General features: G+C 37.6%; 11 protein-coding genes. 3 read left to right on the forward strand and 8 right to left on the reverse strand.

Going from position 1 to position 13,020, the window contains the following annotated elements; genetic code table 11:
- Positions 1-211 precede the first annotated feature (211 nt).
- On the reverse strand, positions 212-2,005 hold the full coding sequence (locus IMZ31_RS09560) for a M3 family oligoendopeptidase (RefSeq protein ID WP_207527178.1): 1,794 nt from the start codon (positions 2,003-2,005) through the stop codon (positions 212-214).
- 119 nt (positions 2,006-2,124) lie between these two features.
- Positions 2,125-2,895, reverse strand: a complete 771-nt coding sequence (locus IMZ31_RS09565; protein WP_207527179.1) for a DUF4397 domain-containing protein — start codon at positions 2,893-2,895, stop codon at positions 2,125-2,127.
- A gap of 183 nt (positions 2,896-3,078) precedes the next feature.
- On the opposite strand from IMZ31_RS09565, the gene IMZ31_RS09570 reads away from it, so the two are divergent.
- Entirely contained in the window at positions 3,079-3,840 is a 762-nt protein-coding gene (locus IMZ31_RS09570; RefSeq protein WP_207527180.1) for a SurA N-terminal domain-containing protein, read from the forward strand.
- 92 nt (positions 3,841-3,932) lie between these two features.
- Here the strand turns inward: IMZ31_RS09570 and IMZ31_RS09575 are convergent, their stop codons facing one another.
- The 4 genes from IMZ31_RS09575 to IMZ31_RS09590 all read right to left on the reverse strand — a co-directional run bounded on the left by IMZ31_RS09575 (position 3,933) and on the right by IMZ31_RS09590 (position 9,232).
- The gene (locus IMZ31_RS09575) at positions 3,933-7,565 is read right to left on the reverse strand and encodes a dynamin family protein (protein WP_207527181.1); all 3,633 of its coding nucleotides are present in this window, start codon (positions 7,563-7,565) and stop codon (positions 3,933-3,935) included.
- A gap of 167 nt (positions 7,566-7,732) precedes the next feature.
- The gene (locus IMZ31_RS09580; protein WP_207527182.1) at positions 7,733-8,074 is read right to left on the reverse strand and encodes a hypothetical protein; all 342 of its coding nucleotides are present in this window, start codon (positions 8,072-8,074) and stop codon (positions 7,733-7,735) included.
- Entirely contained in the window at positions 8,053-8,232 is a 180-nt protein-coding gene (locus tag IMZ31_RS09585) for a hypothetical protein (protein WP_207527183.1), read from the reverse strand. The genes IMZ31_RS09580 and IMZ31_RS09585 overlap by 22 nt, the downstream gene beginning before the upstream one ends.
- Before the next feature lie 61 nt (positions 8,233-8,293).
- The gene (locus IMZ31_RS09590; RefSeq protein ID WP_207527184.1) at positions 8,294-9,232 is read right to left on the reverse strand and encodes a helix-turn-helix domain-containing protein; all 939 of its coding nucleotides are present in this window, start codon (positions 9,230-9,232) and stop codon (positions 8,294-8,296) included.
- A 174-nt stretch (positions 9,233-9,406) separates the two neighbouring features.
- Between IMZ31_RS09590 and IMZ31_RS09595 the strand changes: the two genes are divergently transcribed.
- Entirely contained in the window at positions 9,407-10,504 is a 1,098-nt protein-coding gene (locus IMZ31_RS09595; protein WP_207527185.1) for a tyrosine-type recombinase/integrase, read from the forward strand.
- Positions 10,505-10,604: 100 nt separating this feature from the next.
- On the opposite strand, the gene IMZ31_RS09600 is transcribed toward IMZ31_RS09595, so the two are convergent.
- Together IMZ31_RS09600 and IMZ31_RS09605 are read right to left on the reverse strand one after the other, a co-directional pair.
- Positions 10,605-11,411, reverse strand: a complete 807-nt coding sequence (locus IMZ31_RS09600; RefSeq protein WP_207527186.1) for a DUF2705 family protein — start codon at positions 11,409-11,411, stop codon at positions 10,605-10,607.
- Complete coding sequence (locus IMZ31_RS09605) at positions 11,408-12,319, reverse strand: ABC transporter ATP-binding protein (protein ID WP_207527187.1); 912 nt, start codon at positions 12,317-12,319, stop codon at positions 11,408-11,410. The genes IMZ31_RS09600 and IMZ31_RS09605 overlap by 4 nt, the downstream gene beginning before the upstream one ends.
- A 156-nt stretch (positions 12,320-12,475) precedes the next feature.
- Between IMZ31_RS09605 and IMZ31_RS09610 the strand changes: the two genes are divergently transcribed.
- Positions 12,476-12,880, forward strand: a complete 405-nt coding sequence (locus IMZ31_RS09610; RefSeq protein WP_207527188.1) for a hypothetical protein — start codon at positions 12,476-12,478, stop codon at positions 12,878-12,880.
- Positions 12,881-13,020 lie beyond the last annotated feature (140 nt).

Here is a 13,020-nt window from a genome sequence, read left to right on the forward strand (position 1 = left end):
AATCGGAGTATCTTTCAAATCGTAACTCATTAATTATCTTATGATTCTAATGGTGTTTTATTCGTTCGAGTTATATTCTGTTGTTTTCTTTATTAATTTCATAATACTCCCTTCTTACAAATAAGTCAAGTGAATAAGTGAAACGATTTCATTTTGTATTTATAGGAGAGTGGGATCAACTCTTTTTATAAGAGCCAATCCCACATCCTTTTTACTGACTGAGATGAAGGAATTCTTCAACATCTTTCACACATAATTTAATAGCATCTTCCCAGAATTCTGGTTGCTCAATATCAACGTTTAGATGTTTCATGGCTAGGTCTTCTACTCTCATACTACCTGTATCTTTCAATAATGCGATATACTTATCTTCAAAATCGCTTCCCTCTTCTAATGCTTTCGCATAAATTCCTAGGCTAAATAAGTAACCAAATGTGTACGGGAAGTTATAGAATGGAACACCTGTGATATGGAAATGAAGTTTAGATGCCCACATATGTGGATCATATTCTCCTAAAGCATCACAGTACGCTTCTTTTTGCGCTTCTTCCATTAACGAATTAAGGCGTTCGACCGAAACTTGACCTTGCTTACGCTCTTCGTAAAATCTCGTTTCAAATAAGAAGCGGGCATGGATATTCATGAAGAACGCTACACTTCGGTTTACCTTATCCTCTAGAAGAGATAAACGCTCTTGTTCTGTCTCAGCTTTCTTAACAGCAGCATCTGCTACAATCATTTCTGCAAACGTTGAGGCAGTTTCAGCCACGTTCATGGCATAGCGCTGATTTAAAGGATGAACATCATCCATAACATGTTGGTGGAAAGCGTGACCTAGCTCGTGAGCTAGTGTGGCCACATTTGAGGCTGTTCCAGAATAAGTCATAAAAATACGCGTTTGTTTGCTGTCAGGAAAGCTTGTACAAAAACCTCCTGGTCGTTTGCCGCTTCGATCTTCAGCTTCAATCCAGCGCTTTTCAAATGCCATTTCTGCAAATGAAGCCATTTTAGGACCGAATTGGTTAAACTGATCAACAATAAACTTTGCCCCTTCATCATAAGAAACGGTTTGTTCCTCATTTGTGATAGGTGCACCGACATCATACCAATTCAGTTTTTCAAGACCAAGTAAATGCGCTTTTCGTTCAAGATATTTTACGAATGTACCCTTATACTTTGTAATCGAAGACCACATTGTATCAAGTGTTTTCTCACTCATTCGATTAATTTCAAGCGGCTCCTTAAGCACATTATCCCAACTTCTATGCTTATACGTTTGTAGTCGAAATCCTGACAAGTGATTAATCGTTTCGCCAAATAAGTCTTGTTGTTCTGTCCAGGCATTTTGTAATTTGTGAAAAACGGCTTGCCTGACATCACGATCAGCAGAGCTCAATTTGTTCGAAGCTTGTCCGACAGATATATGATGAGCTTCCCCATCTTCTTCTACTTCTACACTCATTTTACCAACGATCGTGTTATACATTTGGCCCCATGCGTGATACCCATCAATACTTAAGTCATTAATAATCGCCTCTTGCTCAAGGGGTAAATTTTCGTTTGCTCGTTTTCTCTTTTCATTTAATACATAGTGTAAATTAGATAATTCGGGAGAATCGAGCAGTTCGTTCCAAACGCTTTCCTCAACTTGAACCAATTTTTGATCAAGCTGTGTCATTGTTGTTGAAAATACCGCTCCCATCTGACTCACTTGAGCTCTTAAAAGACTAGCTTTTTTGTCGTCTACATTTTGAGCAGACAAACAACTAATAAATGCACCACTTTCTCTGATTTGCGTCGTAACTGTTTCTAAGTGTTTAATAATCGTGGCAAGGGCCTCGACTTCCTCTGCACTTTTAGGTGTGGTGAACTGATTCACCTTGTCACCCAACCCTTGCAGATTTCCATTTAAGGTATGTAAATATTGCGTGAAGGCTTCTGACTCACTGCCCCCCTCAAAGATCACATCTAAATCCCACGTTAAATCATAAGACGTTTTTGTCATTTTGTATCCTCCTTATTATTTCGTAACTCTAAGTATATTAAATTTTCATAATATTTTCTACACTTAAACTCTATTATTAACAAAATAGCAACAGCCCTCCCGTAAGGAAGGGCTGTTATTTATATAAATATGGCTTCTAAAGTTGGCTCACCATTAGCATATCCTACTGCAACGGCGTTATAGATTCCATCAGCTTCTAACATGACTCCAGGGACAGTGAGAACAACTTGTTTTGATCCTGCTGGTCTAACTTCTAAGTCAACCTGTGTCGGTGGTAAAGTTACGTAATTTGTCGCCTCTTTAAAACCTACGTTCGGAAACAGCACTTCTCCTCCCTTAACTGCAATGTCTACACGCGGAGCATCTGGGGATAAATGGATAAATCGAGCTTTCGCTTTTCCTTGAGCAGGTGTCATATCATCAACATAAGGTACCAGTGTTAGTTCTTCAACGTTACCTGCAGCGGCAACTGTATAAGCCTGACCTGGTTCTACTCTAATATCTTTAGTCAATACTGCCTCAGATTTTCCAGTTGGAGTAATTTTAATACGGTAGTCTCCAGCCATAACCGGTACGTATTGACTGACTTGTTTAAAGGCTACGTTCTGAAGAAGTTGCTGACCATTTACATACACATCCACATTAGGCGCATTAGGTGATGCATGAAAAACCCTTATATAAGACATATTCTGATGATTTGCCTGCTGGGTGTTCTGTTGTTCATTTGTACGGTACATTCCTGTTAGTTGTCGCATGCACTCATAATGTTTCATGTAATACATCATATGTTTATTAGGATCAATATACTTGTAATAGTTAGCGAGCAAATCGTACATAGATGCATTTTGGATGAGGCTTTGTTCATACTGATTATAATGGTATGGATTCATTTTGCTTTTCCCCCTTAAATAGCAATCTTCACTAATGACTATGTGAAATAGTTCCTAAACATGCCTTTAAAATTGGTATTTACATACTGAACAAGCCTCAATGTGAGAGGATGTATTTTACAAGAGTCTTTGTGGTATGATACAGTCTAACAGAATTGAATTTTCAGCAAGGGAGATGTTCTTTTGACATTCAAGAAAAAACTGGCCACATTGCTATTTGGCCTTGTCCTTTCCGTAGGAATCGTAGGGTGCTCAAGTAGCGAAGAAGGCTCTAATGATAATGACTCCAAAGATACTGAAACGACAGAAGAAAGCAAGGATAGCGAAAACAAAGAAGAAAAAAATTCAGAAAACAATGACAAAGAATCTGAAGGTGACGTAGCTGCCGTAGTAAATGGTGAAGAGATTCCGATGTCACGCTTAAACGATTCCATTGAGCAACAAAAGCAGATGGCTAAGCAACAAGGAATGGAACTTAAAGATGAACAACTTACACAAATGAAAGATTCTATCCTGACTCAACTTATTAACCTAGAAGTTGTCAAACAAGAAGCGGAATCTTCTGAGATCAGCGTATCTGATGAAGAAGTACAAAAAGATTTAGATAGCATCATTGAGGGAAATGGTGGCGAAGAACAGTTTAACAAGATCTTAGAAAAAGAAGAAATTTCAAAAGATGAAGTAAAAGATCAACTTCGCACTCAAATCATGATTGACAAATTTATTGCTGAGAACACAGAAGAAGTAAAAGTAACAGATGAAGAAATTCAAAAGCAATATGATCAATTAGCTAAAAGCAGTGAAGGAAGCGAACAAGAAGTTCCGGAGCTAAAAGAAGTGAAAGATCAAATTAAACAACGTATTCAACAACAAAAGAAACAACAGCAAGAAAAACAACTAGTAGACAAGTTGAAAAAAGACGCTGATATTGAAAAGAAAGTATAATACGAAAAAAGCAGCCATAATTTGGCTGCTTTTTTATTGGACAACTTACATATTTAAAGTTCACCTATCAATAAGGTTAGTTCTTCACTAAATTAACGAATCGAGTGTTCGATTTGTTGCTTGGTGCTTTTAAGTGCATCCAGGTCAACACGTTCTTCAAGGGAGCTTAATAAACCATTGTAATATTCTTCTACGCTTTGCTTTGACTTCTCCTTGTACTCTTCAGTGAGTTTGTTCCATTCTGAAAGATAATAATGGATGAGCAAATCATCGTTCGCTTTTATTACCGATTCCACTTTAGGAAGCAAATCTTCTAGCAACGCATCTTTCATCTTTTCTTTCTCATTATGTTCGAAAAAAGCTTTTGTATTTTTAAAGAGACCCAAAGCCTGCTCAATAGCCTTATCATTTTTGGAGGTGGATAGCTGTGGTTGGATCTCTGGTGTAAGGATCTTCTTATCTTCATAATAAGGAAGTGAAATTGGAGCTATTTCCCTTTTACATTTCTCCTCAAGATCCCGCCTCCATTCTTTGGCAGTTGTGTTCGTAAACGTCTCTAAACGAATCGTTACAGCTCTAAGCTCTTGAAGCAATTCATGCTCAATCATTTCTTTTAAGTGATTAAAACTCTTCTGAAGAGCTTCTTTCGCTTCTTTACCATTCCCCTTTATTACAGCTGGATTAAACGATTGCTTAAACAAATCAGAAAAAGCTAACGACAAACGTTCTTGAACATAATAGGTTTGTTTGGTCACTTTATTTTCGATGGCCTGCTCGTAACGCGTTTTATCTGATCCTTTTATTTGAGAGACGATGTCATTTTTCTCCCTTTGATATTCAACTTTCTTTTCCTCTTTTTGCTTTTGGTCTAAAGAAGCAGAACGAATATAGTGTTCAATTGTATTCTTTGCTCGCTCTAGATCATGGAAAGCAGCGTGAATAAGAAGTTGCAGGAGTTCTTGTTGTATAAATTTATGGAATGACTGTTCAAATTCCATAATTCCCGAAGTACCAGTAACGGAAGTGATCTCTGATTTTCCTGTACGCTCTTCTAACGCCATTTTACTAGATACAGGAAATAATCGAGGCAAACGAATTCCATATTGGAGCAATTGATCTTCAACGTAATTTGTAACAAGATCGAGTTCTTCTTTGGTTTTGGCGAGATCTGAAGCGTTTACGACAAAGAACATTTTATCCATACTAAATGCGTCCTTCACTCGGCCGAGTTGCAGAAGGAAATCTCGATCAGCTCCTGAGAAAGCATGGTTATAATAAGTGACAAATAGAATTGCATCTGCCTCTTTAATGTATTCGAATGAGGTCTCCGTATGCCGTGCATTAACTGAATCAGCACCAGGTGTGTCTACAAGGGTAATCCCTTCTCTGGTAAGGGCGCAATCGTAATACAATTCCATCCATTCAATGAAGCATGAACGCTCTTCATTAGCCACATATTCCTTGAATTCTGCTAACCCAACTTCAAGCGTTCCTCCTAGATGCTCTCTAATATATGAATACCCGTTTGTGACAGCTCGAAGAAAGGACCACCTTTTTTGGTCAGGTGTGATCGTAGATATGCGGTCCTCATCTTCTTTAATCCATTCTACTAATTGATCAACCGTCTCGAATTGCTCACTGTAATGATCTGTCGCATAAGAAAGATCTTCTTTCAAATCTTTTGATTGTTTCACTTTTACACGCACACTGCCGTGAGGGTATTCATCAGAAGCGGGTAAAATTTTATTAATGGTTGCGGTTGTAGGATTAGGTGAGACGGGCAAGACTGCTTCACCTAATAGAGCATTTGCAAACGATGACTTCCCTGCCGAAAAAGCCCCGAATAAAGCGACTGTGTAATGCCTGGATTGAAGTCGACTCTTCTTCTCTAGCAAGTCTTGTTGTAACGAACCGAATCCTTGTAAGGGTTGTAGTGCAGAATACGTCTCATCTAATCGTTCGATCGCTTCTTCGATTGTAAATTCTTTCTTGATTTGAGTCTTCGAGTTCTTTTCATTACTGGATTGAGCTTTTTCATTGGATTTAGGTTCTTTGATATCTAGCTCCACATTTCTACGCACACGCTGTTCTCTTGTGAATAATGTTGAAGTAGCATCATCGAGCGCTCCATCAATATCATAAACTCCATTTCTGATATTCAATAGAGATTCTTTTCTTTCAGCCAATTCTTTTTGAAGGGATTCAAGCTTTTGTTTATAAGTTAAGTATTGATTCTCGGTTTTTTGCTTCGCTTTAAGCTGTTCTAATTTTTCCTCTTTCTCACTCTCAAGAAAATGAGAAGCTGCTTCCCAAAATTTAAGTGCCTCGTCTTTCACCAAACGTTTGATCTCTCGTGAAACATCTTCAGAATACTGAAGTACATAATCCCCACCAGATCCTGCACCTTTTTGAATCGTGTCTTCAAGTAAATCACGAGCAAAAGTGAAGGTGAAATTCTCAAAGTTTTGCAAAGTAGTTTCATCGAAAACATTATATGATTTCGCTGTTTCAACAAGAGCTTTCCTTACCGGCCATTCTAGCTTCGCTTTAGCCTGCTGGGATAAAACTTCATGAAGTGCTTCTAGCCTTTCTTCCCGAGCCTCTTCTGTTTTTGATTTCGTAAAGAAGAACCCTACTTTAAAGTTAGATTGTTGAGACTCAATAAACGAACGTGCTTTTTCTCTCACTTCATAAGGCATAAGGGTTGCATTTCGTAGGGAATGGTCCACTCGCTGTCTTAAATCATCTTCAGCTTTCTCTGGTATAGCTTTCGTTTCGATCATTTGCTCTTGGGATGATGGCTCAGCTTTATCATTTTGAAAAGAAGCTAGTTTTTTCTCAAGATCTTCTTGTACGCCTTTGTTATCTTCTTTCAATTGAGTAATGTAATCTGTTATGAGTGTTTTGCTCGATTGAGTGATGGTTTCTTTTATAATTAAATTCTTCTGGTCTATCAATTGTTCAAGGGTTGACTTCATTTGCTGGAATTGATTGTGTTGTAGTTCAGGATCTGTCAGCGTGGTGAAGTAAATCCCTTTCGCCTCAATACCCCAATTGTTTAGTGCGTCAGATACACTTTGTTTAAAAGAAGAAAATGTTAACTCAGATTCATCGTGCTTATCAATCTGGTTTACTATAATATAAAGAGGTTTACCTTTTTCCTGCATTTCTGACAAAAAAGCTAAGTTCACTTCAGATTGAACGTGATTATAATCCATCACATAGAACAATACGTCCACTATGTGAAGAGCTGACTCTGTCATAATTCTGTCCGCATCATTTGATGAGTCGATGCCCGGGGTGTCAAGAACAGTTACGTTTTCAGCTAAGTGAGTGTCTTTTTTAGTGAGTTCAAGTTCTTTAATGGCATCGCCGTCTTTACAAAATTGCTGTATCTGATCAATATTATAAGGTTCAGGGTATTCAATTGGGTCATCCTCATTGAAATAAACACGAGCATACCCCTCCCCCTTTTTAACTTTTACAAGATTAGCACTTGTCGGAATAGGGCTGGATGGTAAAATTTCCTCTTCAAGAAGTGTATTAATCATGGTTGATTTTCCGGCTGAGAAATGTCCCGCAAAGCCAATCACAAGTTCCTGGTTTTGTTGCTTCTCCAATAAATCCAGCGCTTTTTTGGCTGATTCATGCGCATCATACATAGTAAATTGCTTGTATAAACTAGCTAATGGGTGTAATGAATCTTGGTACTGGTCAGTTGTCATGATACTGGTAACTCCTTTATAAACAGTTCATTCTTTATTGTATTGAAATTGTCCGTCAATTGACAGCGGTTACCATGATTTTAACATCTCTCCCCTTCTTTATCACGAAAAACCAGGTATACTTTATTACATAAGTGTACCTGGTACCGCAACCTCGTTTTAGTGGACTAAAGTTCTAGTTGTTTTAAGAGTGCCCCTTTTATAATTGGATACACCTGTTCAAATGGGAGATGTTTGTTCTTTTTTAGTGTCTCAAAACTTACAAATTCCCTACCAACTTCTACCGCCTCAGGGTAATCATTCTTCATACCCTCTACACACAACAGTTTTTGAGGATTGTGTTCCATGTCAAAGACAACATTTAAAACAATGGATACTTCTTCAAGACTAGTGAAGGGCCCCTCTACATTTATCTTCTTCCGGCTCATATATGGTGTCGCCCCCAGTAAATTGACACTCCCGCCATATTCATCTTTTGCTGCATACTTTAAGTTCTTAATACCAGACATGTATAAAGCTCACAATGAACCGTGCATTTTCCTTCCGCAATGATTTCTCCCTTTTCATCTGTAACTAATGCAGCAATCGGTTTGGCACCCAGCTGGTAGGATTCCCAAGCTAACTTAAAGCAGTGTTGCCATTGATATGATAATTGACTCCATTCCATACACATTCTCCTTTTATTTTCTTATAACTATTTAGATCTTGAGACGCAGAAATCCTCCTCGTTACAAATAACGACGAAGGGCTTTTTGGAACAACTCTTCCATAGGAAGGCCTAGTTCTTCAGCTTCCTCGCGGTACCGGTCTAGTATTTTAGTTGGAATATCGAATGATATCGTAGTAAAGCCTGATGTAAGGTGGGCTACTAGAGTCTTAGGATTGTAGTGAATTTCTCCTTTTTCGATATACCGTAGTAACAATTGAAGTTCATCCTCTGTAATCTTTAATTGCCCTAATCGGCATCGAACATAAAAGTCACCAAGATCTGTTTCATATATTTGTGTATTATTTTTGCCTAACTGAAAGATGATTTTGTATAACAAATCATATACAGGATGATCCATGTTACGAGGAATGGGTATGGAAAATTCTGCAAATCCTTTTTGCTTAATATAATCTCGATCCGGCCATTTTCCTTTTCCTTGAATATTTTCATGAATATGGATTTCCTTACCGTTACTCATTAAAATTTTTAACGGCGATGTACTCACAACCCGTGTCATGACGCCATTTATACGGACTTTATCAAAAATACGGACTTCTCGCGAAATTAGTTGCACCCGAGACCCATATTCCCCTTCTCGATTCGACACAGTTCGCTCCTGTAACCGGTCTTTAAATCGATCAATTTCTTCCAATTCAAAGAAACGCCGTTTTTGTTTTCCGATAATCTTCGTAAAACTTTCGACTTCTCCCTTCCTCACAAACTGCATTAAGTATTGAGGAGATATCCCTGCTCGCTTGGCTGCATCCTTTACAGTTAAACCATTTGGTTCATAGGTTTGTTTAATATAATCAATCTCTTCTTCCTTAAACCGATACCCGCCATCCCGCCTGTAAGTATCTGGATTAACGGGCATAATTTGTTCTTGTTTAATCATGTACCGTATTTGTCTTTCTGATTTATGTAATTTCTTGGATACTTGTTGGATCGACAAGTACATATTCGCTCCCCCTATGACAAAAATGTATAATATCAGTATTTTCTATTATAGTTTATATTTTTGTTACTGAATATAGAATAATAAACAATTTTTCTAGGATTATTGAAAAATACTATGATATAGTATAGATAGAAAGTTTTGGTTTTGTTATTTATGAAACGGAGGGAGAACATTATGAATAATCTAACAACATTGCAAACCATCCATTCTATCACCCAACAACACATCGATTGGAGTTCTCCTGATTTGTATCACAAGATTATACAAGTTGGTTTTCGGGATATTCCTTGGGAGCAAGTTCCGGATGAGCTACTCCTTTATTTATTTCTTCATGACGAACCGACACTTGGATCACGCCGGAAAACTTCCACCCTAAAGGAGTATTTCCGGGATGTTCGTCAGTTTATTGAATACGTGCGAGAAAATGGCCATACGATTCAAACGATTCATCATGAAGATTTAGGGCGCTATCAGTTACATTTAGAAAGCTGCTCTTATCGACCTACCACTTTACGTCGTAAAAGTACCGTTGTAAGCCAATTCCTTTCTTATTTACATAATCGCGATATCGTAAACTATGATCTCACGAAAAGCATGAAACGAATTTCCGTAAAGAAAGAACAACTCGTTAATCGAGATTTTTATGAAGAAGAAGTTGAAGAGTTGCTAAAATACTTTAGAAAGCATGACTTTTACATGTATACAATGTTGTATACATTGGTTTCCACTGGTCTTCGTATTCAGGAATTTGCAGAAGCTAAGTGGTCTGAAGTCTTTTATCAACCTGATGTTGGTCTTCACTTTGTCTCCGTTATCGGTAAGCGAAGTAAGTTGCGGGAAGTACCTTTATTTGAAGAGGTACTAGAAGTGATCAGTGAATTCAGAATGAGGCGAGGCTTTTCTGGAAAATTAGACGGGGATGACAGCCCTATGTTCCCTAAGCCAAACGGGGATCATTATAATTTTAAATACTTGAGTAATGAGTTTACGAAACAGATTGAAAGGTTGCGAAATGTATTTCCATTCATACAGCAACGCTTAGATCGCCAAGCACGCTATGCTCAAACTTCTAATCCGATTAAGTTTAAAATTACCCCGCATACGTGTAGGCACTACACTGCTGCTTATTACTTATCTAAAGGAGCAGATTTAAAAGCCATTCAAGACTTGCTCGATCATGAATCATCCTCCACTACTGACAATTACCTCCGTCGTAAGCGAAAATTCCAGGACCATGCTGCCGTTAAAATCGGAGGTCAGTTCATGAAGTAATTCCCATCTCCTGCCGAAGTAAAAAAAAGGGGCCAGCTATATGCTGGCCCCTTTCATTTTTGTAAAGTAGAGGGAGATTTTTTTTAAATCCATTTCACACTTATAAAGGTAAATCTCTTTTTTTAAATATCCATATAGATATACTCAAAGCTACAAAGCCAATCACTATAAGCCAAATATAGGAATCTACAGAGGCTGATCCACTTCTTAAAATATCACTTGCCTGAAAGAAAGAGAATATTGTGGCATATTCCAACCAGCTTAACTTCTCTGTTAATTTTGCTATAATATCAAATCCGTACATGAGAAAAACCACCAAAGAAGCTGCCCCTAAAGCCTTCTTTTCATCGTCTAATAAGCAAGATAAAAGAAAATTCATACTTCCTATAGCGAAAAATACCAATGTCCCTATTACATTCACTTCTAAAAACGCTTGGAGGTCCATTTGGTCACTGTTCGTAACTATCGTCGATTGACCCCATATCCCAACAATCGTAGTTACAATCATTATAGTGAGTAAACCAGTGAGAAATACTGAGAACTGAATCAGCGCAATTTTGACTCTTGAATAGGGTGTTGCCAGTAAATATGCCATTGATCCACGATCAATAAATTGTGAGATTAGTTGATTGGTAATCATAATACTATAGATTGATAAGATAATGATAAAAATCATATCGTAATATTTACTTGATAAAAATTCTCCAAGACTGCCCATCCCGGCTTCTAATCCAAAGGCTTGAATAAATCCAGCTGGCATACCTGATATCAGTTCATTCATAGCATCCATCTTATCTGCAAATGTTGGAAAGATCCAAATTATAAGAAGCATATAAAGTGCTGAAATGGAGGAAAAACTGAGTATACTCATAGCATGTAATTGTAACATACGTTTAAAAAGACTCAATCTAATTCCTCCTTTTGATTAGAAGAGGGGGTATTGTGATCATAGATATCCATAAATACCTCTTCAAGCGTCTGAGACTCCATTTCCATATTTGTAACTGAATGATTTTGGAGAGAAGAGATAAAGGCATCATAGCTTCCTTTTATAGGAACAACAACCCGGTTGTAGGATCTATCTTCCACCTGACCAGGGAACTGATCTGCGAAAGAACAAGCCTCTTTCTCATCGTTAAACGTAACTTCCACTTTTTTAGTTCGTAATGAACGAAGATCATTCATAGAATCGGTCCTTACGATTCTACCTTCCTTAATAATAGAAGCCCTGTTACACGTGCGCTCCACTTCAGGGAAATAGTGTGAACTCATTAAAATCGTTTTTCCCCTCCCTCGTTCTTCACCCAGCAAATGAAGGAACTCCCTCTGCATAAAGGGATCAAGTCCTGATGTGGGTTCATCTAATATGTAAATAGAGGGGTCGTGCATAAAGGCAGCTACAATACCTACTTTCTGCTTCATCCCTTTTGACATCTTACGTATTTGGATAGAAGGATCAAATTGAAAACGATCAATTAAAGCATCTTTTCTCGAGATCCCGCGCATGGCTCTCATATCTTCAAGTAAGTTAAGGAATTCAGTTCCTCTCATCTTCTCAATAAGAGCAATTTCACCAGGAAGATAGCCTACAAATTTCTGTATAGTAGGTGTATCCTTCCAGCAGTCATATCTGGATATGGACAAATTCCCTTTATCAGGCTTCATAAAGCCCATTAACTGACGTATAGTAGTTGATTTGCCAGCCCCATTGGGTCCAAGAAAACCAAATATATCTCCTTCTTGAACTTTAAATGAAACATCGAATATTCCCTTACCATTAGAGAAAGACTTTGTAACGTTTTCGACGCGAATCATTTATATCCCCCTTCCTTATAGAAAAGCTTTGTTTTAATGACTTAAGATTATCGTAAGCTCCCCCTCTTAGTCTGTCAATTTAATCTTGTAGCGAGGGTATAGTTTGTTGAGCTTTTGTACATACTATCCGTAACAACATATTAAAGGATGAAATAAATGGCTTCACATCAAACAACAATTGTTTATCGCCCTCTTGTATACGATGGCCAGCTGAAAACATATATCGGTAGTCCGAATGCTTATCACACTTCTGTAGAAGCTATTATTGAAGCATTGAATTTCGCAGAGCTTTATAATGAAGATATGTACGACGGAGCTATTTTATGGGAAGATTCCGAAGTTACTAGAGCTCCTAATAACAACTTAAGAGTTTTAAGTGGTACATTAAATAATAATAATCCACCTACATTCTTTATTGAGATAAAGCAATTATTAGATAATGGTACGATCCAAGTTTCTGAAAAATCTCGGGCTAAACCGGTAGCAAGAGAACGCAATGAGGCATTAGCTATGCGAGCTGGAGAAGAAATTGACCTGATGGATTATCCAGTGAATGAGTAAAACCAGCTCTTAATTGAGCTGGTTTTTTTGTTTTCTTTATTTAAATATGTTTTTTGATTTTTGTTTTTTTGTTCGGAGTTGCTACTAAGTATAATTAAGTTGGTTCTTTTGTCTCTTACCATTCTATCTTCTATTTTAAT

This window comes from Pontibacillus sp. ALD_SL1 (genome assembly GCF_017355605.1).

Coding starts and splice junctions, on each gene's coding strand:
- IMZ31_RS09560 (WP_207527178.1), bottom strand. CDS start 2,005: ATGACAAAAACGTCTTATGATTTAACGTGGGATTTAGATGTGATCTTT.
- IMZ31_RS09565 (WP_207527179.1), bottom strand. CDS start 2,895: ATGAATCCATACCATTATAATCAGTATGAACAAAGCCTCATCCAAAAT.
- IMZ31_RS09575 (WP_207527181.1), bottom strand. CDS start 7,565: ATGACAACTGACCAGTACCAAGATTCATTACACCCATTAGCTAGTTTA.
- IMZ31_RS09580 (WP_207527182.1), bottom strand. CDS start 8,074: ATGTCTGGTATTAAGAACTTAAAGTATGCAGCAAAAGATGAATATGGC.
- IMZ31_RS09585 (WP_207527183.1), bottom strand. CDS start 8,232: ATGGAATGGAGTCAATTATCATATCAATGGCAACACTGCTTTAAGTTA.
- IMZ31_RS09590 (WP_207527184.1), bottom strand. CDS start 9,232: ATGTACTTGTCGATCCAACAAGTATCCAAGAAATTACATAAATCAGAA.
- IMZ31_RS09595 (WP_207527185.1), top strand. CDS start 9,407: ATGAATAATCTAACAACATTGCAAACCATCCATTCTATCACCCAACAA.
- IMZ31_RS09605 (WP_207527187.1), bottom strand. CDS start 12,319: ATGATTCGCGTCGAAAACGTTACAAAGTCTTTCTCTAATGGTAAGGGA.
- IMZ31_RS09610 (WP_207527188.1), top strand. CDS start 12,476: ATGGCTTCACATCAAACAACAATTGTTTATCGCCCTCTTGTATACGAT.